This is a genomic window from Bacillus cereus group sp. BfR-BA-01492 (genome assembly GCF_022662815.1).
Lineage (GTDB): Bacteria > Bacillota > Bacilli > Bacillales > Bacillaceae_G > Bacillus_A > Bacillus_A cereus_BD.
Map to the genome: position 1 here is coordinate 249,906 of NZ_JAKUEH010000002.1, position 21,504 is coordinate 271,409.

Below are 21,504 nucleotides of genomic sequence, written 5' to 3' on the forward strand. Positions count from 1 at the left end.
ACCCTCTTCTTTTGACAAATTTTTCACCGATGTCGAAAAGGTCATGTTGTTTTCTTCCATCAAAAAAGAAGGAGCGGATGTACCCGCTCCTTCTCAGCCATGATATATGGGATTATTTGTGGAAACCGCCTAATTGTTGTTCTGCTAAAGAAACTAGACGTTTTGTAATTTCGCCACCAACAGAACCGTTAGCGCGAGATGTTGCATCTGCTCCAAGTTGAACACCAAACTCTTGAGCGATTTCATATTTCATTTGGTCTAATGCTGATTCAGCACCAGGAACTGCTAGTTTGTTTGTGTTACGTGCCATATAGTATCACCTCCTTGTGAGTATAGAGTGTGATAAACTATATGACTTCATACATATCTAATGATGGTAATTTATGGTTTTAGAAAAGATCTTCAAATTGATCTTCTTTTGCCTTGTCTACTGTTTGTAACACCATTGTTTCTGTATTTGCAACAGCTTGTTCAAGCAGTGGTGTAAAATCATATTTTGCTTCAAAACGATTTGCTTTTTCACGCTTTGGTTTTGTCGCTGGATTTGCTGGTGTAAATACTGTACAGCAATCTTCATATGGGCGAATAGAAATATCGTATGTGCCAATTTCATTCGCAATTTTTATAATTTCTAATTTGTCCATTGTAATAAGAGGACGTAATACTGGATAGTTTGTCACTTCATTAATCGTATGCATACTATCTAACGTTTGACTCGCTACTTGTCCAAGACTTTCACCAGTTGTAATTGCTAATGCATTACGTTCTTCGGCAATGCGCTCCGTAATACGCATCATCATACGACGCATTACTGTCATCGTATAGCTAGATGGAATTTCCTTATTAATGGTCTTTTGCACCTCTGTAAATGGAACAAGATGAAGCGTTACACGTTTACAATATTTCGTTAGCTCTTGTGCTAAATCCATTACTTTTTGTTTTGCGCGTTCACTTGTGAACGGCGGACTATGAAAATGCACAGCCTCTACAGATACACCGCGTTTCATTGTTAAGTAAGCAGCCACCGGGCTATCAATACCGCCAGATAGAAGCACCATCACTTTGCCACCAACACCAACAGGTAAACCACCTGCTCCCATGCGCTCATCACACATAATATAGCTATAACCACTACGGATTTCTACACGGATATTTACATCTGGATTATGCACATCCACTATGATATCTTCCGTATTTTCTAAAACATATCCGCCGATTTCTGGCAGTAATTCCATCGTTTGCATTGGGAAATGTTTATACGAACGATGTACTGTAATTTTAAATGTTTTTACAGGTTTTTTTACTAATAAAAAAGCGGCTAGTGCACCTTTTTTAATTTCTTCTAATTCTGATGGTACTTTCATTGCTAAATTGAACTTATGGATGCCAAATACATCTTTTAAGCTCTCTGCAATTGCCTCATGATCTTCACCATTTAATTCAATATACATGCGATCATGCGTTGCATTAATTTTAATGTTTGGGAATTTTTTTAACTTAAACTTCACGTTATCTTTTAACGTACTAACGAACTTCGAACGGTTCTTTCCTTTTGTCGTCATTTCACCATAACGAACTAAAATGTGATCATATTTCATCATATTTTCTTTACCTCATCACTTCATATAATTTTGGCAATGTCTCTTTTATAATATCTTCAAATTGTTTTACTTCTTCCATTGTATTTTCCGGTGCTAAACTAATGCGGATCGCACTCGCAGCTACGTCATGTGGTAATCCCATTGAGACTAATACACGGCTCACCTCATTTGCTTTTGAAGAACAAGCTGATTTCGTTGATACGTATACTTCACGTTCCTCTAAAGCATGAACAACTACCTCTGGTTTTAACCCAACAAATGATACATTTAAAATATGAGGTGCAGCATGCTGAAGTGATGTATTAATCGTTACACCTTCCATGCTCTCAAAGAAACGAATTAGTTCTGCTTGTAACGTTTGTAAATGAGCAACCTTTTCGTTCATGCGTTCCATTGTCATCCGCAGCGCCTTCACCATGGCTACAATACCAGGTAAGTTCTCTGTACCTGAACGATAGCGAAGCTCTTGCTGGCCACCTGATAAAAGCGGGTCTAACCGAACGCCATCACGTACATATAAAAGTCCTGTTCCTTTTACGCTATGAAATTTATGTCCTGATATTGAACAAAGATCAATATGAGAAGCATGAAGATCAAGCGGTACTTTTCCAATACCTTGTACATGATCTACATGAAATCTTATTTTCGGATAGCTTGTTAACAATTCACCGACCTCAGTAATCGGCTGAATTGCCCCCGTTTCATTATTGACGTGAATCATAGAAACTAAAATGGTTTCGTCACGAAGTGCTTGTTTTACATCTTGAACAGACACAACACCATGCTCGTTCACAGGTAAGTATGTTACCTCAAAGCCAAGCTCCTCTAATTGTTTATATGCTTCAAACACAGATGCGTGTTCAATATTTGTTGTAATAATATGTTTGCCACGAGAGCGATTCTTCATCGCTATTCCTTTAATCGCAAGGTTATTTCCTTCCGTTCCACCCGATGTGAAAATAATTTCTGAAGGCTTAACATGTAGAAGCTGTGCTACAACCGTCCTTGATTGCGTTAATAAATGTTCAGCTTCTCCTCCAAGCGAATGAATAGAAGAAGGATTTCCAAAGTATTTCCCTGCAACTGTTACATAAGATTGTAGGACTTCTGGATATGGTTTTGTCGTCGCACTATTATCAAAATAGATCATCGTTCTTCCCCTTTCAGCGCTGTCACATCACATAATCATATCATAAATCTGTGCAATTACGCTAAACATATACAAAGGTTTGCTTTTCATATATAGGCATCTGCCTTTGCTTTGTATCTTGAAACGAAAAGCTTTGCGTTATTCCGCTATTCATTATAACAACATCATCTGTTAATTTACACATTGAGACATAAAAAAACAAACCCCTTTTCATCAAGAGGTTTGTTCATTATCTACAAACTCAGCAATTTTTTGAACAACACCAGGTTCCAGTTGTTCTAAAACGGAAGCTGCTTGTTCTAATGCCGCATCATATTCATATTCACGGAATAATCTCTCCGCGTTGTCTAAACTATAGGCTAAATCCATATCTTGGCTACGATAGCGATTACCATATTGAATTAATTTTTCTACTAAATATGCTTGACCAATCACATCTTGTGTCCGTTCAGATACACCATTCACAATCGTATATGCTTCCTCTAACTCGCTATTTACTACATGCATATTCAGTGGTTTTAATTCTAAATGTCCATATACAGCCTGCATTGCTTCTTGTCCCTTTTGTAAATCTTCCATAATACTCTCCGGAAGACCTGGCAAGTTAGACTTTTGCATAAGACGTTTTGTCTCTAAAATCATATTGCGCATCTCTTGCAATTTCTCACGTGCTTCAAATTCTTCCTTACGCATTGTCTGTAGCATCTCTTTATATTCTGCATGAAGGACTTTTAACGTTTCACATTGCTCATAAATTTCTTCAAGTTCTTCACGAATAACAGAAAATGCAATATCTTGCTCTGCAACACGTAATTGCAATACTTCAAAACGTTTCATCAAAATGTGCATTTGTTTTTCAATAATCTTTTGCGATTCAATATCTTTATCTTGTAACTGATAGCTTTGTTTCACAAACTGTGTTTCTGCTTTTGTTTCAAGCGCTTGTTCATGAATCTCTTCTAAATCATCGTAAACACGCACTGTTTTTTGCTCTACATAATATTTTGCATGCACTTCTTTTTCTAATTGATCATATAACGTGTCTAAACGCGTTTTTAAAGCTTCAATTTTCTCTGCTGCTTCTATAATATGAAGCTCTTGTATATCTAGTAGACATGTTTGTAGTTGTTTCGTCATATCACGTACTTCTTTAGGGATTTCCAAATGATTTAAGACATAGCCTTGCTTTTTCATATCGTCATGGCCTTGTAATAAATCTTCTAATTGTACTGGTAATGTAGCTTGACACTCTACTAATAAGTCAGGAACTTCATGGATCATGCCTTCTAAGTTTGATAATCCTTCTTCTAAACTCATTACAATGTCTCTTGCTTTTAAATAATCGCCATTCGCTGTTGCTTCCTCAAACTTTTGAAATTTGTCAGATTCGACATCTAACAACTCTTCAATCTTCTGCTCTGCCGCACCATACATATGACGGTGTGCAAGTACATTCTTCTTCATATTACGATATGTAGCACGTAACCCATCAATTTCCGTACTATTTTTCTCATGACTCTCTAATAATTGCTGTAATTCGTTTAAAATATCCGTGATACGATTATCCGCTTCATCTAAACTGCTAATAGCTTCATTCATCGCATACTTTGCTTTTCGGAAGGAAAATTGCGAGGCAGATTTCCGTGCGCTTTCTAAATCTTTTTCGGCTTTTGGAAGAATTGTTGCTACGATTTCATCCCAATCTTCACGCCACTTTCCAAACAACTCTTCTGTTTGCCCTGTCATATTTAAATCTTTTACCCGTTTCAATTCATCTGCAACCGGTTTATCTTTTATTTCTTGTTGCCACTGTTCCAGCGCTTCGATATCTTTATATGAACGATTTCTTATCATGAGCTCTATCATGAGTAGCACTAGAATAGAGCTTACCACAATGATAACGATCGTTAAGATAGAATCCATGCAAAAAAGCCTCCTAATTGTATCTCTATTTTTGTCCGTTCCGTTTATGAAATGGAAGGCATTATGTATAAAAAGGGAAATCCCCTATATTTAACAACTAACAATGTAATAATCATACCATGTTATGCCTTGTTTTTGACCTAGTTTTTTTAAAATTTCCTGTTTCTTTTGTTATAATGGTCATATTTCTATATCTTTTTTATATAAATACCTAATTTCAATCTATCTCTCCAAATATTTGTACAAACGTTTCCTCTTCCCTATGAGATACAAAATAGATGCATCTCGTTAATGCTGGCTCTATAGGAATCATACAAATGCCTTCTTTCATTCCTTGTTTTACTGCGATTTCTGGCAGTAGTGTAATTCCTAATCCTGCTCGTACCATCGCCAGCATCGGCTCTGCATACGATGTTTCTACAGCGATTGTCGGCTTGACTCCCACTCCATGAAATACTGTCATAATCATTTTTCTTACATCACAAATTTCTGGATAAATAATGAGCTTTTCATGCTGCAAGTCGCTCATTTTTATGACTTTTTTATCTTTAAATACATGTTCACTTGAAACAACACAAACAATATGTTCTTGGCGTACTTTTCTTATGTACTTTGCATCATCTACGAAAGAATCAATTAACATCGCATCAATCTTCCGCGCTTTAAATAATTCCATTAATATTTTTGTATGCTCAATATACCATTCTACTTCGTATGTTTTTTCCAATACTCCTTTATATTTCGATATATAATGAGCTGCTAAACTCGGCAATATACCAAGAGAAATCTTTTTCTTTACTTGATATCCTCTTAGTTCCATCTTCACTTCATTGATTTGTTTTAAAATGGGTTCCATCCGGCTTAAAAATAATTCCCCAGCTTCTGTCAATTCAACTCCTTGAGCAGACCGCTTTAATACTGTCACCTCAAGGTCTGCTTCTAACCTCTGAATTTGCTTACTCAGCGCTGGTTGCGAAATATGCAGCAGTTTACTCGCTTTCGATAAACTCTTTTCATGTTTGACCTCAATTAGCGATCGTATCGCTTCAAAATCCATAACTATACACCTCTAACTAAAAGTTATAGCCGTTATAAAAAAACGGTATTTCCTCTATCTATTAAACAAGCGCTATACTCACTTCATGCTTTATTTTATGAACTTACTATATCGAAATAAAAAGGAGAAAGATACTCTTGAGTAAAAAGCAACTACTACTCGGTTCATTTTTATGTTTACTCGCCGTAACATCTTGGGGATTTATGTTTCCTGTTATGGCCAGTGCCCTACAATTTATAGATCCATTTTTCTTTACAACGATTCGCTACGGATCCGCAGCTATTATTTTTATCATACTTCTCTTAGCATTTGAAGGCATATCCTCTTTTCGCTTAGAAAAGAAAATTCTTTCGTTATTGTTTTTCGGAACAGTTGGCTTTGCTGGATATGGATTTCTCGTTTTTTATGGTCAACAATTAGCCGGACCTTCAGGAGCCATTCATGCCGCTATGATTCAATCTCTTATGCCACTTCTTGCTTTATTACTACAGTGGGTGACAAAAAATAAACGACCACAAAACTATACATTCCTTTTTATGTTTTGTGCTCTAATTGGTGTCATGCTCGTTATTTCAAAAGGGAATATTCATTTATTATTCGGAGCAGCAAGCCATGTGTCTACAAATCTATTCATGCTATGCGGCGTTATGTGCTGGGTCATTTATACAAATGGCGCTTCCCATTTTCCGTCTTGGTCACCGCTTCGGTACACAACACTTACTTGTTTCTTTGGCTCTATTGCCCTTCTTGGCATTGTGAGTATATTAGCTTATATAAAATTTATTTCTGTACCGTCTATTTCGACAATCCTTACTGTTCGCTTCGAATTATTTTATATGTCAATTCTTGCAGGAGTAATCGCTGTCTTTTGCTGGAATATGGGAAATCGTTTCATTTCATCCATTAACGGAATTTTATTTATGAATTTAGTTCCTGTATTAGCGCTTATTGGATCTATGTTTCGTGGATATACCATTACTAAAATCGAAGTGATTGGCGCAGCTCTAACAATTATCGCTTTGCTTTGCAATAACTTATGGCAACGAAAAAAACTACCAACAAAGAGCGAGATAAGAAATACCCCCACCTCAGCTTAATTAGGTGGGGGTATTTTACATATGAACCGCCTTTGGTAACGGATAATATATATTTGTTATATATAGCGCTTGTTCCAGCCATCGCTCAATTTCCTTCGTATACATTTCTAGGAAGAATGCTTCGGAAGGATAAGAATGCAAGACTTCCGATACGTATTGCGGATATAAATATGGCATATTTATCATCCCTTTTAGCTGCGTCATAAACATTGTAAATGACACTTTTTGAAACTCTTGTTGCATTTGTCCTTGCCTAATAATTTGCTCTATATAGTATCTTTCTTTTGAAAAATAAACAGTCATAACTTCACGGATTAACGTCGTATCTATTGATAGCTCTCGATAAAAGAAACGCGTCAGTTCACGATTCTCAAATTGATATCGTAAAATCCCTTTAATCATTCGATTCAGCACTTCTTTAGCTGGTACATACTCCCTCTGTTCAAAAGCCGCTTCAATCACACGAATATACCCTTCTAAAAAATCAGTAATAAGCTGTTCTAATAAACCTTGCTTACTAGCAAAATAATATGAAATATTAGCCACATTCACATCCGCTCGTTTTGCAATATCACGCACTGATGTTCCATTATACCCTTTCGTATAAAACAATGAAATCGCTGCATCCATCACCTTTTGTTTCGTATGTTTCATGTGCTCACGTCCTCTCACTTTGAACAGCTATAGTTTAAATTTCTTGACTTTTAAGACAAATTCCTTTAATTTTCTATCGACAAAGTCATAAAGAATACAGCGTATTTTGCTATGATTTTACATTTATCGCCAGAAAGGATGACGTTTCCATGTTTACAAAAGAAAGCTATGTAGGTTCACGTGAAAAGCAATATGAAACTGTAATTAAACAACTCGATGCTTTGTTAACAGGCGAATCCAATACAGTCGCAAATTTAGCAAATGCTTCCGCACTACTCAATCAATTTTTAGAACGCATTAACTGGGTTGGTTTTTATGTAACAGAAGGAAACGAGCTTGTACTCGGACCATTCCAAGGCATGCCTGCGTGCATGCGTATTCCTTTTGGCCGCGGTGTTTGTGGTGTGGCAGCTGAAACAAAAACAACACAACTTGTCGCAGATGTTCATCAATTCCCTGGACATATCGCTTGTGATAGCGCATCTAATTCTGAAATTGTTGTACCGATGCTAAAAGGTGGCAACGTAATCGGTGTATTAGATATTGATAGCCCTGAAAAAAATCGTTTTGACAAAGTAGATCAACAATATTTAGAAAAATTTGTGGAAACGCTCCTAAAACATATGTAATAAGAAAAGAATGAGCTGTCGATCAAGTAATGATTACTAAATCGATAGCTCATTCTTTTTATTTATAATGTATGCTAGAGGATACAACATTGCTGCTATTTAACGCCTGCTGTAAATCAGAAACAATATCTTCCCACGATTCTAAACCGACAGATAAACGAATTAAATTATCAAAAATCTCCATTTTCTGACGGACTTCTGCTGGAATAACCGCATGTGTCATTGTCGCAGGATGCTGCACTAATGTTTCTGTATCACCAAGACTAACCGCAATCTCAATCAAATTTAATTTGTCCATAAAAGCTTGCGCTTCTTCTTTTCCTCCTTTAATAGAGAACGAAATAACACCTCCGCCACGCTTCATTTGCCGAGATGCTCGTTCTCCTTCTGGATACCAAACTTTTTCAACCTTTTCATGATTTTTCAAAAAAGCTACTACTTTCTCCGCATTATCACAATGTCGATCCATTCGAACCGCTAACGTTTTTAGCCCTCTTAATAATAACCATGCATCAAAAGGCGCCATAATTCCCCCAATATCTTTTCGAATCGGACGGATTTTTTCGGCTAACTCCCTCGTTTTACAAACGGTAACTCCCGCAACTACATCACCGTGCCCACCAATATATTTCGTTGCGCTATGAAGAACTGCATCACAACCAAGAACAAGTGGATTTTGTAAGTAGGGAGAACAAAATGTATTATCAACAATAACAAGTAAATGGTTTTTCTTTGCTACTTTGATTACTTTCTCTAAATCAATCAATTTCATCGTTGGATTAATAGGTGTTTCAACGAAAATTAACTTCGTATTCGGAAGAATTTCTTTCTCAATCTGCTCCTCCGTTTCCATATCACAAAAGGAATGTGAAATCATAAATTTCTCCTCTAACACTTCCAAAAAACCGTACGTACAACCGTATAATCCATTGGAACAAATCATATGATCCCCTGCACGTAAACAAGCAAGCAATGTCGCTGAAATAGAAGCCATACCCGATCCAAACGCTAATGCAACCTCTCCCCCTTCTAAAGCTGCCATGCGTTCTTCAAATAACTCTACAGTCGGATTACCAAGCCGCGAGTAAATATAGGATGAATCTTGCCCTGCAAAACTATCTTCTCCTTGTTTCGCTGTTTCAAATGTATAAGTTGAAGTTTGAAATAAAGGTGGCGTTAAACTCCCTTTATGCACACCTGGTTCATATCCATAATGAATGAAATCTGTCTCCATATTGCTCTTTTTCATAAAACATCCCCCTTATGTTTCTATATTATGTAAACGTTTTCTATACGTTTCTAAAATTCTTTCTGAATGTTCTGAATTCCTTCTTATCATTTCCAAATTTTATATACATAAATAAAAAACGAACTGGCTTGACGAAATTTCGGGAAACAGATATAATAGCGTTTGTGTAAAATAAAAAGGCAGCCTTGTAATTTGAATTTATCGTTTGTATTTTGTTCCTCTCAAGAGGTGTATCTCGTAACTCCCTGCTGCTGGAGCGAAGGTACATGAAAACAAAATACCCGTAAATGTCAATTACGTCTGTTTTTATTTTACGTAAATAAAAACATTAAAGGAGGAGTCAACTATGGCTCGTTATACAGGTCCAGCTTGGAAACTGTCTCGTCGTCTTGGTATCTCTCTAAGCGGCACAGGTAAAGAATTAGAAAAACGCCCTTACGCACCAGGTCCTCACGGTCCTAACCAACGTAAGAAACTTTCTGAATACGGTTTACAATTACAAGAAAAACAAAAACTTCGTCACATGTACGGCATGACTGAACGTCAATTCCGTCGCACATTTGACCAAGCAGGTAAAATGCCAGGTAAACACGGCGAAAACTTCATGATCCTTCTTGAAGCTCGTCTTGACAACCTAGTTTACCGCATGGGCTTAGCTCGCACTCGTCGCGCAGCTCGCCAATTAGTAAACCACGGTCACATCATGGTAGATGGCGCTCGCGTAGATATCCCATCTTACCGCGTGAAACCAGGTCAAACTATCAGCGTTCGCGAGAAATCTCGCAACCTAGCTGTAGTTAAAGAAGCTATGGAAGTTAACAACTTCGTACCAGAATACTTAACTTTCGATGCTGACAAATTAGAAGCTACTTTCACTCGTCACGCTGAGCGTGCTGAGTTACCAGCTGAAATCAACGAAGCATTAATCGTAGAGTTCTATTCTCGTTAATCTCGGTACTCTGCAAAGAGTCGTATTAAAAGTCTTAGGAACCTTGTTTATCAAGGGGCCTGGGCTTTTTTTATTTTATTTAATAATGCAAGATAAGGCATAAAAAAGAATATAATCGGGGCCGGTTTGGGGCCAAAATAAAAAAGGCTGGCGTGTGTATAGAAATGGGTAAGTATAAAAAACAGATGATAAAAGGAGCTACTTATTTTAAAAGACAAATTCACCAAGATTCCTCTTCATGTTCATGACTTTCAAAATTTAAAAATGCTATTAGAAGAATTAGTACAAGACGAAATAGAATTCACCGAAAATTTTTCTAAATATGCTTTAATTATTTCTTCTAAAGAATCTATGGTTACAATTAATCTTAGGAGTGAATTTTCCCCTGATCCACACTTAACAATTACTACTATAAGTATTACCCCAAGTAATCAAGGTAAGGGTAGTATTGTTCTTGAATGGTTTAAGACGTTCGCTAAAGAAAAAGGCTTCAAACGATTAGTATTACAAGAAGTTATAACTGAAGAAGGTTACCACTTTGCATTAAAAAATGGTTTTTCAAAAAAGGTTGGTCCATTCGAGGAAATATTTAGAAAGCCCGATAGTACTGACGGAAATTATGAATTACATTTATAAAGAGTAAAATAAAAGTGAACGAATATTTTTCATAATCGTTCACTTTTTTATTTGGTGAATTATCTAATATCACCGGCTCTTTCTACATCCAATACATAATAAAGAGCCATACTCTATTTTACCCAAAATTCCTGTAACAGAAAAATGCCTATATAGTATAATTCCCTTGTTAAATATTAGGGAAAGGAGGGAAAATATGGTTCAAATAAAAATAACACCTGAGAGACTAGAACAAGTTGCAAAAACAGTAAAAGATGCAAGACATCAAATAGACATTATACATAAGGATCTTTATAATCAAATTGAATATTTATCTTTTCAATGGGCAGGAGCATCAAGTCAAAAATTCTATCAAGATTTTAATGAAGCGAAGCCCAAAGCTTTTGTGATTCTTAATGAGATGGATAAAGTAGAAGAAGAATTAATGAAGGCTGCTGAGAAATTTCGTAATGCAGATGGTTCATATGATGGAAATCTAGTTGAGGGAAAGACTTCCGATGATAATATTGAAGAAGGGGCGATGTGCGGACCACTTTCTCCAAATCAGATTTTGGAGAAAGAATGGGATGACCTTAAAAAAGATTTAGGAGATGCATGGAATGGTATTCGTTCTGGTGTAGAAGATGCTGCTACAGATACATGGGAAGGATTAAAAGCATTAGGTGATGCAGAAACGTGGGAAAATATGCGTGATGCAATTGTAAACTACGACGAAACTCTTCCTGCGGCATGGAATGCGTTATCAGATTCATTCATGAATGAATTTTGGAATGGGGATCTGGAAAGTAGAGAACATTATGCTGCCTATGCTGTAGCATCATTAGGGCTGGGGCTTTTTGGTGATAAAGGTCTTAGTAAAGCAGGACAAGCAGGAAAAGTAGCAGCCGTTGCAAGTTTTGCAAAAGGAAAGTCTCTTATGACGAATCCTGCATTCAGAAACTCATTAAATATTTTAAATAACTTTAACTTTAATTTCGGAAATCGGCTTTCAATAGCAGGTATTGGTGGAGGTTCCTTGAAATCTAGCTTTGCTGATGCTTACCAAGAAGCTAGCAATAAATTATCTCCTTATCAATATACTAAAAGTACCGCAGATGGGGATGTTTTTGTTGGTAAATTGTATGGAAAAGATGTACTTCTTGAGGATGTCAAAGTAGAAGATATTACTTATACTAAGAGACCTAAAGAAGAAGCTGAACAACTTAGGAAAACTTTTGATAGCAGTGTAAGACAAGAGTTTCTTAAATCCTTGGTAAATGACCCTGTTAAGCTTGCTAAACTTAAGAAAGCGGGAATAACAGATGACAATATAGAATTAATGAAACAAGGAAGGCCTCCAGTAGGATGGCAAGTACATCATAATCTTCCTTTAGACGACGGAGGAACAAACGCATTTGAAAATTTAACTTTAATACAAAATCATCCATATCATAAAGCTATAACTAATACACAACGTACATTAACTAGACACTTAGAACCTGGAGATAGTGCAGACATAAGCTGGCCTATACCAAAATATAATATCTACCCTAAAGGAGAATAAATACACTTAGAAAGAGGTTTTTTATATGTGGAAAAATCTGATTTTAGAAATTGAAGATATACTGAAAAGTGTTAACTTTAAGTTAAACACACCTGCAACAGATACTGAAGTTCATAGATTAAGAGAACACGTGAAAGAGCAGTTTAATGTTGACTTACCGAGTGAATTTGAGGAGTTTCTTAAAACCGTAAATGGTTTAGATTTTGGTGGACTAGTTATTTATGGAGTTGACCCTTCTTTACTAGAAACAGAAAGAAACGAACCAATTTGTGGATTTATAGACACGAATGAGATTTGGTATGAAAATGAATTTCAAAAAGAGTATCTTTTCTTAGGAGATTCAAGTATTGCGTGGTTTTGTAAAAACTTATCTGACGGTAATTATTTAGAACTTGATAAACCCTCTGGCACAGTGATGAAAACATATAATAATTTCAATACAATGCTTGAGGACGCATTAAAAACAGCGCTTCTTTAGTGTAAGGTATTAAAATGAACAATATGAAATGGATTGGAGTAAATAAAAAAGAAATTACAGATGAACATATTCAACAAGTAGAACAATATTTTGGTGTTAAATTTCCTATTGATTTTATTGAATGTGTGAAAAAATATGATGGTGGCTACCCACGCCCTAAAATATTTGATATACCTAATCAAGATGAAAATGTGTTCAGTAAACTCTTAACTTTTGATTTAGAAAGTAGAAATTCTATTCTTCAAGTATATGAAGATATAAAAGATAGATTAGTAGATAAGGTATACCCTTTCGGTAAAGATTCATTTGGAAATCACTTATGTTTTGATTATCGAAAAAATCCTGAATCACCAACTGTTGTATTTTGGGAACACGAAGAAGAGGATATCGAAAAAGCAATCTATCCTGTTTGTTCGTCTTTTACAGAATTACTTAATAGCTTACGCGATGTGGAAGACGAAGAATAAAAAATAAAAGAAGAACGCCTTATTATAAGGATTAACGTTCTTCTTTTTCATTTTGAATATGGATAAGTTCGCTTTGAGATATGTTAATACCTTCAAAAAATATTTAATGGACAAGCTCTACTTTAGAAATGACTTTATGTGTGAAAAATGGTAACTACTCAGCCCCTACCCAAAATCAATACAAAGAGAGGTAATTATATCAAAAATTACCTCTCAAGCTATGTTTCGAATCATTCTATTTTTCCTGTTTTCATTACTTGTTTTATGGATGCAAACAAGTTCTTTTTTTGCTTCTTTAGTGTACTTAAAAAGCTTCGTGCCAGTGCGAAATTTTGTGCACCCGTCTCACTCCGGAACGTACCCGAGACTTTTTGTTTAACCTTTGCCATTCGTAAGTCCCGCTCAGCTAAATTATTGTCGAATGGAACGTTTGGATTTTCTACAAATAGTAATATTGCATCTTGACGCTTTGAGAATCGATTTAATAATTTTTCTGCATCATGATTCGCCATTGTAGCATTTTCCCTATACCCTTTCTCAAGAATAGCAGTATAGGTATCCTCCATCCACGCGACAGCCATGGGATTCAGAGATGTGTTTTGACGTTCTCTTTCTTGTTTTGCCAAGATGAGTATTTCTGTCATCTCCTGTGTCCATGTTTGCTTTGTTTGTTCGTGAATCGCTTTTAAATCACGAAGTAAATGGGCATTGCATACAGCGTGTTCACAATGTTCATACACAAAATACGATGCCAAGCAATCATGAACGGCAATGCCTTGGAATTTCGGTAAGACATCGATTTCGTTTATCGCATCTGTGCCACGTTTTTCATGAACATACTGTAACGTAACTTGATCGGTACTCAATGTATGTAACCATTGTGTTTTCCCGTTACTTCGTAACCCTGTTTCATCAAAATGGATAACAGGTGCTTGGATCAGCACGTTTCTAGCTTGCGGCTCGAAGGTTTTCGTTAAATATGTTCCAAATTTTCGATTCATATTCCAAAGCGTTCCTTCGCTGATAGACAGATTAAAAAAGTGATGAAAAAAACTCTTTTGTTCGGGCAAAAGGAACAAGTTGATAGTACATCATATACATGACCATACTTTGTACATTTACACCGTATTGTACATGGTGTTGCACTTCTTCAGGAAATACAGATTTTGTTTTCGTCCCGCACTTTCTACACTTTTTTACTTCCATTTCATGTTGCGTCACTTCTAGTTGAATAGGTGGAATATCAAAAACTTGGCGTGTTTTCACTTGAATAACAGGCGCATGTTCTAAAGATTTCCCACAACATTCACAAGTCGTCACAGAATGTCTGATTACGTAATCCGGATTTGAAGAATAATGAAGTGTATGACCTTTATGACCAGGTTGACCACCTGTCTTACGATCTGTTGTTTCACGTAAACTTTTCACTTTCGGTTTACGTAGTCCATCAGATGAAGGTGGTTTATGGCTATTTGTAGAGTTTTTTTAGCGTGAAATTCAAGAGCCGAAACGCGATTCGAAACAACTTGAAGTTGCGCCTGAAGGGATTCAATTGTTTTTTCATGTACTTTGAATAGACGGTATAATTCTTCAGGTCCTTGATTGTAAACTTCTAAAAATTGTTTGTAGTTCATACACTCCACCTCCCTTGATTTGATATTTAAAGTGTTAACCAGTAATCAAGGAATCAAACGTGGTATAGAGATTTATTTTCAAAAAATGCAAGGGGAGCTGAGTAGTTACAAAAGAACACTAAATGAAACCTTTATTGAATCATTCAGTGTCCTTTTTATTGTTTATACTGTTCTATTCGATCTAGCATTTCTTTTCAGTGCTAATGCTACATTAGAACTATCACTTCTAAATCTAGACAGTGTACCTTCTTCTAACCAGTCAATGCCTCAAACATATCTTCACGTAAGCTTAATTGATATTCATTTGAAAGTTCTTCTAAAATGCTATTACTGATTCACTATATATAAAATAAAATCATTTTTCATCCTCTTGTTTTTCCACATATACATAAGCATCTTTCGAATTTTTGTGTACATCGCTTTGTGTATTCTCCGCAAGCTGACCAGCATTGAGCAAAGAAAATATAATAAGCGCTTCCAGTGACATTTTTTTATGCACTCCTTTCTGTTATATGGCATACATATATATTACTCCTAGCGTGTGACTTCTGTATGAACATACGAAAAAGTTTAAGACAAAAAGGCTTTGAGGAATAAATCCTCAAAGCCTTTTTGTCTTATATGTTCTATTTCTTAGTAACGAATTAAGAAATATTTCTTTTTACCGCGGCGAATGATTGTAAATTTCCCTTCGATGCGGTCTTTTTCTGTGACAACGTAATCTAATTCTTGTGTGCGCTCACCGTTTATATAAATCGCACCGTTTGTAACATCTTCACGTGCTTGACGTTTTGATGGAGAAATTTTGCTTTCTACAAGTAAGTCAATTAACCCTGTATCTTCTGCGCTGCGGTCTACAGATGGTACATCTTTGAAGCCTTGTTCAATTTCATCTGCTGTTAATTCTGCTACTGAACCGCTAAATAAAGCTGCAGAAATTTTAATCGCTTGTTCTAATGCTTCTTCGCCGTGAACAAGTTTTGTCATTTCAGAAGCTAATGCTTTCTGTGCTGCACGTTTTTCAGGTGCTTCAGCTACTTGTTTTTCTAAATCAAGAATTTCTTCATGAGATAGGAATGTGAAGTATTTTAAATATTTCACAACGTCGCGGTCATCTGTGTTAATCCAGAATTGATAGAACTCGTAAGGAGTTGTTTTCTCTGGGTCTAACCAAACTGCACCGCCTTCTGTTTTCCCAAACTTCGTACCGTCAGATTTTGTAACAAGTGGGATTGTTAACCCGAATGCTTTCGCATCTTCTTCTGATTTACGGATTAATTCAAGTCCCGCTGTAATGTTACCCCATTGGTCACTACCACCAATTTGCAGACGGCAACCGTGTTGTTGGTATAAGTTTAAGAAGTCGTATGATTGTAAAATCATGTAACTAAATTCAGTAAATGAAATACCAGTCTCTAAACGAGATGCTACTGTATCTTTTGCTAACATGTAGTTTAAACCGAAGTTTTTACCGATGTCACGTAAGAATGTAATGACATCTAAGTTGCCAAGCCAGTCATAGTTATTTGCCATTACTGCTGGATTTTCTACGTTTTCAAATTCTAAGAAGTTTGAAAGCTGTTTTTTAATACTTTCAGTGTAGTAAGCAACTGTATCTTTCGTATTTAATGTACGCTCTGCTTTTTTACCACTTGGGTCCCCGATCATTCCTGTACCACCACCAACAAGTGCGATTGGTTGATGACCAGCTAATTGGAAACGACGTAACATTAATACTGGTAGCATATGACCGATGTGTAAGCTGTCTGCTGTTGGGTCAAAACCACAGTATAATTTAACGCTTTCTTTTGCTAATAATTGTTCTAAACCTTCAGCATCTGTTTGCTGATTAATTAATCCGCGAAACTCAAGATCTTGTAAAATACCCATATCCTACATACTCTCCTTTAATGTAATGTGGCGTGAAATGTGAAAACATAAAAAAATCGTCCCTCAAATAAGGGACGATTTTGATTATCGCGATACCACCCTAGTTGCAGGCCAAATAGCCTACCACCTCATTCACATAACGGCTCATCACCGTCTTTTCCCTTTTGAATCAAATCTAATTCAATCGAAAAAAGATGCTCGAGGGGCGTAATTCGCGATCATCTATGTGCTGATTTTCACCGACCATCAGCTCTCTAAAACAGGGAAATGATCACTACTTCTCCCTTTCCACGCTCAATTATTTATATACTTTTCTTTATACCATCATTTATATAAACATGTCAAATCAAACTGGAAATTTATTCTAGTGCTTATTTTTTACAAAGTTGTCACCCATATCGTCATTAGAGAAAGAATGGGGATACCCGCTAATAACGAAACATGGAACATAATTGACAAACCATTTCCAATTGTCGCTTCCACAGGATCTTTCGCTGGGGAAGCGAGCAATCTAAGTAATCGATCAAAGCGACTTACTGTTTTCGGAAAATCCGGTATTTTTACATGGTCACTATTTAAATACTGCTTTAATTTATATTCCTTCTTAAAGGGATTTTCGCTCAATATCATCCACCTCCAACAATTGTTTTAATTTCTTAATTCCATTATGAAGTCTTGATTTCACCGTACCTACCGGTATACTCAAAACCTGTGCAATTTCCTTTTGTGGCATATCATGGTAATAAGAAAGAATAAGGACTGCTCGCTGATCTTCAGGAACCTTTAACATCGCTTCTCTTACAGTAATCCGATCTTCTTGTGAAAATTCCTTCTCTTGAATTGGTACGAAAAACGGCAAAAGAGAGCGCCACTTTTTTCTTCGATTTAATTTATTAATCATAAGACGATAACCGATTTGAAATAAATATGTTTTAACCTTTCCCTTCTCCACTTCATACATATGCTTTTTACGTTCCAACATTAAAAACGTATCTTGAACGAGATCTATACTCAATTGTTCATTACGGTTAAAACGATATAAAAATGTATATAGTGCTGGTTTGATTAAGACGTATAGTCTTTCTCCAGCTTGCTTATCCCCATTTTGATACGCAAGCATGAGCTCTTCCTCAATCCCAATCTGCGCCATATTTTTTGATCTCCTTTATCCCCTTTAGCGTTAAAGAGATTCGTCCGATTAAATACGCAATCGCAACAATTATCCATACTTGTGATTGGTTCGTAAAAAACTGCACATATGGGTTTTGAATTGTGAGCCCACTTGAAACTAAAATGTTTAATGCTTGCACACATATACATGCATACACTGCAAGACAAACAGAAACTGTATCAAATACATTCCAGCGAAAGTACACTTTTGTTTTGATAAAGTCGATTTTATTTCCCTTTTTTCGTATAATATATTTCCTATCAAATGGAATAATGATAGAAAACATAACGATCATAATCACTCCTGCTGTAATCATTGAAACTTTAAATCCAATCGCCATAGGCAATAACATTCCACAACCAATTACAACGATAATACCTACGAAAGCCAATGAAAACATCCATTTATTCGACATATAAAATACCTCCCTCATTTGTTGTATCATAAAGTTATACAAATGATAGAGGCAAACGGTTCACAAAATATTTTATTTTTTTACTTTCGATACAGTCATTCCAACCCTTTCTCACTATAGTCAGGCTATTTCTGTTGTTTCACTTTCATATATTTCAAATAACTGACTAAATTCGTTAATTGCCATGTCGATAGCTTTTCCTAAAATTTGCTGAATGGATTGAAATTCTAGTACATTTCACTGCTGTTTAATCGTTCTGTGTTTCAAAGTCATCATCTCTAAAAAAGCAATTGCTCTCCCGCGGCGAAAATTCTTTAAGCTACAGTGTTATTCCTTTGCTGTTCTTCTTTGCATAGCCTTTTCAATACGTATATATAACATAAAAAGAAAGGTATGAACGAGGTGTGACGTTCATACCTTTCTTTTTTAATCTTCCATCGTTGATAAATCGCCTGTTGGTAAGTTTAACTCCCATGCCTTTAATACGCGTCGCATAATTTTACCACTTCTTGTCTTCGGTAATTTATCTCTAAATTCAATTTGTCTTGGTGCTGCATGAGCTGCTAGACCTTTTTTCACAAATTGACGAATATCTTCTTTTAATTCATCCGATGGTTCATACCCTGCGCGAAGTGCAATAAACGCTTTAATAATTTCCCCTCGTACTGGATCAGGAATACCAATTACACCTGCTTCCGCTACCGCAGTATGCTCAATTAATTTACTTTCTACTTCAAACGGACCAACGCGTTCACCTGATGTCATAATGACATCATCAATACGCCCTTGAAACCAGAAGTAACCATCTTCATCCATATATGCAGAGTCGCCTGATACATACCAATCGCCTGGCATGAAGTATGACTCATACTTTTGCGGATTGTTCCAAATCCCGCGCATCATCGCTGGCCATCCCTTCGCAATTGCCAAGTTACCCATTGTATATGGCGGTACTTCATTTCCTTCATTATCAACAATCGCTGCTTTTACGCCTGGAATTGGTTTCCCCATTGACCCTGGGCGAATTTCCATACAAGGATAGTTACAGATCACTTGTCCACCTGTTTCTGTCATCCACCATGTATCATGAATACGAAGACCAAAAGCGTTCATCCCCCAGCGAATCACTTCTGGATTCAACGGTTCACCAACACTTAATACGTGACGAAGCTCGGATAAATTATATTTTTTAATCGCTTCTTGTCCGGCCCCCATTAACATTCGAAATGCTGTTGGCGCGCTGTACCAAACTGTCACGCCGTAATCTTCTAGTGCCTCATACCAAGCCTCAGGACTAAAGCGCCCACCTAAAATTAGATTCGACACTCCTACTAACCATGGCGCAAAAATACCGTAAGCAGTTCCTGTTACCCAGCCTGGATCAGCTGTGCACCAATATACGTCATCTTCTTTTAAATCTAGCACCCATTTTGCTGTTTGATAGTGCTGAACCATTGCATTTTGTGCATGAAGAACACCTTTTGGTTTACCAGTTGAGCCAGATGTATAATGAAGAATTAAGCCATCTTCACGGCCTAACCATTCGATATGTAATTCTTTTGAAGCTTGTTCAAACAGCGGATTAAACGCTACAATCTTTCCGCCTTCTTCTACATTTTCTCCCACAAGAAAGACTGTTTTTAAAGCTGGTAAATCATTTAATGGTACGCGTTCTAACAATTCAGGAGTTGTAATTAACACCTTCGCTTCGCTATCTTCTAAACGATCGCGTACTGCACCTTCCATAAATGCCTCAAATAACGGACCAACAATTGCCCCTAACTTTACTGCACCAAGAAGGGCAAAATATAATTCTGGGGAACGCGGCATAAAGATAAAAACGCGATCTCCTTTTTCCACATCACCGTAATTTTTCAAGACATTTCCCGCTTTATTAGAAAGATCTTTCATTTCTTTAAATGTATATTTCTCTTTTCGAGAGCCATCTTGATAATACAGGGCGACTTTATTTTTTCGTTCAGATTTTACATGCTTGTCAATTGCCTCATACGCCATATTTACTCGGCCTGTTTCATGCCAAGTAAAATGTTGATGAACCTCTTCCCAGTTAAAATGTGCGTATGCTTCTTCATAATTTAATAAATTATGTTCTCCTTTAATGACAGGAAGCGTTTCCACTTTCATACTTTACATCCCCTCCCTATATATTCTATTATCTATTATAATAACATTATTTAAAATTTTCAGTATATTTGTTAATTTTTTGACAAATTTTTAATGACAAAATTCGATTCACATCACATATAGTATAAAGTACGATGTATAGTAGATTCACAAACCCTCAAGGCGGTGAGTAAAAAGTTGATTCATAAAAAAATATATAATGCTAGAAACTTAAAAACATCTAAAGGGACTTTAATAATTGAAGGGCCTGTTTCTACACATAATCTTGAAACATATGAATTCCATCCCGATTTAGTTGCGTTTCGCCCTGCCGAGCAACAATATAAAGCAATCGTTGCAATTTCTAAATTACCAGAAGCTCGCATTATTATCGCGCGGCACGACCATACAATTATCGGATACGTTACATACTTATATCCTGATCCACTTGAAAGATGGTCAGAAGGGAATATCGAAAATGTAATTGAACTTGGAGCGATTGAAGTTGCTCCAGCATTTCGTGGCTGCTCTGTCGGAAAAAACTTATTAGAAGTTTCTATGATGGATGATCATATGGAAGATTATATTATATTAACAACTGAGTATTATTGGCACTGGGATTTAAAGCAAACTGGTTTAAATGTTTGGGAATATCGAAAAGTAATGGAAAAAATGATGAATGCTGGTGGTTTACAATGGATGGCTACAGATGATCCAGAAATTTGTTCTCATCCTGCCAACTGTTTAATGGTTCGCATTGGCAAACGCGTCGATACCAATTCTATTCAAGCATTTGACCGTCTACGTTTCCAGAATCGGTTTATGTACTAAAAAGGG

The 21,504-nt window shown here is 36.3% G+C and carries 24 protein-coding genes, 1 pseudogene and 1 other annotated feature; of the genes and pseudogenes, 8 read left to right on the forward strand and 17 right to left on the reverse strand.

Features of this window, described 5'->3' with window-relative positions; all coding sequences use genetic code 11:
- Nucleotides 1-112: 112 nt before the first annotated feature.
- The 5 genes from MR063_RS04430 to MR063_RS04450 form a co-directional block, all read right to left on the reverse strand.
- Complete coding sequence (locus MR063_RS04430) at nucleotides 113-310, reverse strand: alpha/beta-type small acid-soluble spore protein (RefSeq protein WP_012095776.1); 198 nt, start codon at nucleotides 308-310, stop codon at nucleotides 113-115.
- 79 nt (nucleotides 311-389) lie between these two features.
- Nucleotides 390-1,601 carry a tRNA uracil 4-sulfurtransferase ThiI gene (thiI, locus tag MR063_RS04435; RefSeq protein ID WP_242144123.1) on the reverse strand — a complete coding sequence of 404 codons (1,212 nt, stop codon included), beginning with the start codon at nucleotides 1,599-1,601 and terminating at the stop codon, nucleotides 390-392.
- 7 nt (nucleotides 1,602-1,608) lie between these two features.
- Nucleotides 1,609-2,751, reverse strand: a complete 1,143-nt coding sequence (locus tag MR063_RS04440; RefSeq protein ID WP_242144124.1) for a cysteine desulfurase family protein — start codon at nucleotides 2,749-2,751, stop codon at nucleotides 1,609-1,611.
- A 213-nt stretch (nucleotides 2,752-2,964) separates the two neighbouring features.
- Nucleotides 2,965-4,674, reverse strand: a complete 1,710-nt coding sequence (gene ezrA, locus MR063_RS04445; RefSeq protein ID WP_242193976.1) for a septation ring formation regulator EzrA — start codon at nucleotides 4,672-4,674, stop codon at nucleotides 2,965-2,967.
- A gap of 217 nt (nucleotides 4,675-4,891) precedes the next feature.
- Nucleotides 4,892-5,731 (reverse strand): LysR family transcriptional regulator, encoded by an 840-nt coding sequence (locus tag MR063_RS04450; RefSeq protein WP_242193979.1) that lies wholly within the window; start codon nucleotides 5,729-5,731, stop codon nucleotides 4,892-4,894.
- 137 nt (nucleotides 5,732-5,868) lie between these two features.
- Between MR063_RS04450 and MR063_RS04455 the strand changes: the two genes are divergently transcribed.
- Nucleotides 5,869-6,828 (forward strand): DMT family transporter, encoded by a 960-nt coding sequence (locus tag MR063_RS04455; RefSeq protein WP_242193983.1) that lies wholly within the window; start codon nucleotides 5,869-5,871, stop codon nucleotides 6,826-6,828.
- A 15-nt stretch (nucleotides 6,829-6,843) separates the two neighbouring features.
- Here MR063_RS04455 and refZ read toward each other — a convergent pair whose 3' ends face one another.
- Complete coding sequence (refZ, locus tag MR063_RS04460) at nucleotides 6,844-7,482, reverse strand: forespore capture DNA-binding protein RefZ (RefSeq protein WP_242193986.1); 639 nt, start codon at nucleotides 7,480-7,482, stop codon at nucleotides 6,844-6,846.
- Between the two features lie 149 nt (nucleotides 7,483-7,631).
- Between refZ and MR063_RS04465 the strand changes: the two genes are divergently transcribed.
- Nucleotides 7,632-8,111 carry a GAF domain-containing protein gene (locus MR063_RS04465; RefSeq protein WP_242193989.1) on the forward strand — a complete coding sequence of 160 codons (480 nt, stop codon included), beginning with the start codon at nucleotides 7,632-7,634 and terminating at the stop codon, nucleotides 8,109-8,111.
- 58 nt (nucleotides 8,112-8,169) lie between these two features.
- On the opposite strand, the gene megL is transcribed toward MR063_RS04465, so the two are convergent.
- Nucleotides 8,170-9,360: a methionine gamma-lyase gene (gene megL / locus MR063_RS04470; protein ID WP_242193992.1), complete on the reverse strand. Its 1,191-nt coding sequence runs from the start codon at nucleotides 9,358-9,360 to the stop codon at nucleotides 8,170-8,172.
- 346 nt (nucleotides 9,361-9,706) lie between these two features.
- Between megL and rpsD the strand changes: the two genes are divergently transcribed.
- From rpsD to MR063_RS04495, 5 genes are all read left to right on the forward strand, one after another.
- The gene (gene rpsD / locus MR063_RS04475) at nucleotides 9,707-10,309 is read left to right on the forward strand and encodes a 30S ribosomal protein S4 (RefSeq protein WP_242144131.1); all 603 of its coding nucleotides are present in this window, start codon (nucleotides 9,707-9,709) and stop codon (nucleotides 10,307-10,309) included.
- A 264-nt stretch (nucleotides 10,310-10,573) separates the two neighbouring features.
- Nucleotides 10,574-10,945 (forward strand): GNAT family N-acetyltransferase, encoded by a 372-nt coding sequence (locus MR063_RS04480; RefSeq protein ID WP_242193997.1) that lies wholly within the window; start codon nucleotides 10,574-10,576, stop codon nucleotides 10,943-10,945.
- 196 nt (nucleotides 10,946-11,141) lie between these two features.
- The gene (locus tag MR063_RS04485) at nucleotides 11,142-12,488 is read left to right on the forward strand and encodes a WXG100 family type VII secretion target (RefSeq protein WP_242193999.1); all 1,347 of its coding nucleotides are present in this window, start codon (nucleotides 11,142-11,144) and stop codon (nucleotides 12,486-12,488) included.
- A 25-nt stretch (nucleotides 12,489-12,513) separates the two neighbouring features.
- The gene (locus MR063_RS04490; protein WP_242194028.1) at nucleotides 12,514-12,966 is read left to right on the forward strand and encodes a YrhA family protein; all 453 of its coding nucleotides are present in this window, start codon (nucleotides 12,514-12,516) and stop codon (nucleotides 12,964-12,966) included.
- A gap of 14 nt (nucleotides 12,967-12,980) precedes the next feature.
- Nucleotides 12,981-13,433 carry an SMI1/KNR4 family protein gene (locus MR063_RS04495; RefSeq protein ID WP_242194045.1) on the forward strand — a complete coding sequence of 151 codons (453 nt, stop codon included), beginning with the start codon at nucleotides 12,981-12,983 and terminating at the stop codon, nucleotides 13,431-13,433.
- Nucleotides 13,434-13,663: 230 nt separating this feature from the next.
- Here the strand turns inward: MR063_RS04495 and tnpC are convergent, their stop codons facing one another.
- The 10 genes and pseudogenes from tnpC to acsA all read right to left on the reverse strand — a co-directional run bounded on the left by tnpC (nucleotide 13,664) and on the right by acsA (nucleotide 20,688).
- Nucleotides 13,664-14,512 (reverse strand): IS66 family transposase, encoded by an 849-nt coding sequence (tnpC, locus tag MR063_RS04500; RefSeq protein WP_313928317.1) that lies wholly within the window; start codon nucleotides 14,510-14,512, stop codon nucleotides 13,664-13,666.
- Nucleotides 14,466-14,861: an IS66 family transposase zinc-finger binding domain-containing protein gene (locus MR063_RS04505; protein WP_242194073.1), complete on the reverse strand. Its 396-nt coding sequence runs from the start codon at nucleotides 14,859-14,861 to the stop codon at nucleotides 14,466-14,468. Before MR063_RS04505 ends, tnpC begins: the two co-directional genes overlap by 47 nt.
- Nucleotides 14,858-15,067 carry a hypothetical protein gene (locus tag MR063_RS04510; RefSeq protein WP_242194076.1) on the reverse strand — a complete coding sequence of 70 codons (210 nt, stop codon included), beginning with the start codon at nucleotides 15,065-15,067 and terminating at the stop codon, nucleotides 14,858-14,860. Before MR063_RS04510 ends, MR063_RS04505 begins: the two co-directional genes overlap by 4 nt.
- A gap of 355 nt (nucleotides 15,068-15,422) precedes the next feature.
- Nucleotides 15,423-15,554: a transporter gene (locus MR063_RS04515; protein ID WP_242194079.1), complete on the reverse strand. Its 132-nt coding sequence runs from the start codon at nucleotides 15,552-15,554 to the stop codon at nucleotides 15,423-15,425.
- Nucleotides 15,555-15,700: 146 nt separating this feature from the next.
- Complete coding sequence (gene tyrS / locus MR063_RS04520) at nucleotides 15,701-16,957, reverse strand: tyrosine--tRNA ligase (RefSeq protein ID WP_242194098.1); 1,257 nt, start codon at nucleotides 16,955-16,957, stop codon at nucleotides 15,701-15,703.
- 67 nt (nucleotides 16,958-17,024) lie between these two features.
- Nucleotides 17,025-17,257 (reverse strand) — a binding site (T-box leader).
- 78 nt (nucleotides 17,258-17,335) lie between these two features.
- Entirely contained in the window at nucleotides 17,336-17,581 is a 246-nt protein-coding gene (locus MR063_RS04525) for a hypothetical protein (RefSeq protein WP_242194101.1), read from the reverse strand.
- Nucleotides 17,562-18,107: an RNA polymerase sigma factor gene (locus MR063_RS04530; protein WP_242194103.1), complete on the reverse strand. Its 546-nt coding sequence runs from the start codon at nucleotides 18,105-18,107 to the stop codon at nucleotides 17,562-17,564. Before MR063_RS04530 ends, MR063_RS04525 begins: the two co-directional genes overlap by 20 nt.
- On the reverse strand, nucleotides 18,088-18,543 hold the full coding sequence (locus MR063_RS04535) for a hypothetical protein (RefSeq protein ID WP_242194106.1): 456 nt from the start codon (nucleotides 18,541-18,543) through the stop codon (nucleotides 18,088-18,090). The genes MR063_RS04530 and MR063_RS04535 overlap by 20 nt, the downstream gene beginning before the upstream one ends.
- A gap of 120 nt (nucleotides 18,544-18,663) precedes the next feature.
- A pseudogene (locus MR063_RS21940) lies at nucleotides 18,664-18,870 on the reverse strand (hypothetical protein); the annotation flags it as partial.
- A gap of 99 nt (nucleotides 18,871-18,969) precedes the next feature.
- On the reverse strand, nucleotides 18,970-20,688 hold the full coding sequence (gene acsA / locus MR063_RS04540; protein ID WP_242194110.1) for an acetate--CoA ligase: 1,719 nt from the start codon (nucleotides 20,686-20,688) through the stop codon (nucleotides 18,970-18,972).
- Between the two features lie 177 nt (nucleotides 20,689-20,865).
- On the opposite strand from acsA, the gene MR063_RS04545 reads away from it, so the two are divergent.
- The gene (locus MR063_RS04545) at nucleotides 20,866-21,498 is read left to right on the forward strand and encodes a GNAT family N-acetyltransferase (RefSeq protein ID WP_242194894.1); all 633 of its coding nucleotides are present in this window, start codon (nucleotides 20,866-20,868) and stop codon (nucleotides 21,496-21,498) included.
- The last annotated feature ends 6 nt before the right edge of the window (nucleotides 21,499-21,504 follow it).

Coding starts and splice junctions, on each gene's coding strand:
- MR063_RS04485 (WP_242193999.1), top strand. CDS start 11,142: ATGGTTCAAATAAAAATAACACCTGAGAGACTAGAACAAGTTGCAAAA.
- MR063_RS04440 (WP_242144124.1), bottom strand. CDS start 2,751: ATGATCTATTTTGATAATAGTGCGACGACAAAACCATATCCAGAAGTC.
- acsA (WP_242194110.1), bottom strand. CDS start 20,688: ATGAAAGTGGAAACGCTTCCTGTCATTAAAGGAGAACATAATTTATTA.
- MR063_RS04465 (WP_242193989.1), top strand. CDS start 7,632: ATGTTTACAAAAGAAAGCTATGTAGGTTCACGTGAAAAGCAATATGAA.
- MR063_RS04490 (WP_242194028.1), top strand. CDS start 12,514: ATGTGGAAAAATCTGATTTTAGAAATTGAAGATATACTGAAAAGTGTT.
- megL (WP_242193992.1), bottom strand. CDS start 9,360: ATGAAAAAGAGCAATATGGAGACAGATTTCATTCATTATGGATATGAA.
- MR063_RS04495 (WP_242194045.1), top strand. CDS start 12,981: ATGAACAATATGAAATGGATTGGAGTAAATAAAAAAGAAATTACAGAT.
- MR063_RS04510 (WP_242194076.1), bottom strand. CDS start 15,067: ATGAACTACAAACAATTTTTAGAAGTTTACAATCAAGGACCTGAAGAA.
- ezrA (WP_242193976.1), bottom strand. CDS start 4,674: ATGGATTCTATCTTAACGATCGTTATCATTGTGGTAAGCTCTATTCTA.
- MR063_RS04535 (WP_242194106.1), bottom strand. CDS start 18,543: ATGTCGAATAAATGGATGTTTTCATTGGCTTTCGTAGGTATTATCGTT.
- MR063_RS04430 (WP_012095776.1), bottom strand. CDS start 310: ATGGCACGTAACACAAACAAACTAGCAGTTCCTGGTGCTGAATCAGCA.
- tyrS (WP_242194098.1), bottom strand. CDS start 16,957: ATGGGTATTTTACAAGATCTTGAGTTTCGCGGATTAATTAATCAGCAA.
- MR063_RS04450 (WP_242193979.1), bottom strand. CDS start 5,731: ATGGATTTTGAAGCGATACGATCGCTAATTGAGGTCAAACATGAAAAG.
- refZ (WP_242193986.1), bottom strand. CDS start 7,482: ATGAAACATACGAAACAAAAGGTGATGGATGCAGCGATTTCATTGTTT.
- thiI (WP_242144123.1), bottom strand. CDS start 1,601: ATGATGAAATATGATCACATTTTAGTTCGTTATGGTGAAATGACGACA.
- MR063_RS04515 (WP_242194079.1), bottom strand. CDS start 15,554: ATGTCACTGGAAGCGCTTATTATATTTTCTTTGCTCAATGCTGGTCAG.
- rpsD (WP_242144131.1), top strand. CDS start 9,707: ATGGCTCGTTATACAGGTCCAGCTTGGAAACTGTCTCGTCGTCTTGGT.
- MR063_RS04530 (WP_242194103.1), bottom strand. CDS start 18,107: ATGGCGCAGATTGGGATTGAGGAAGAGCTCATGCTTGCGTATCAAAAT.
- MR063_RS04480 (WP_242193997.1), top strand. CDS start 10,574: ATGCTATTAGAAGAATTAGTACAAGACGAAATAGAATTCACCGAAAAT.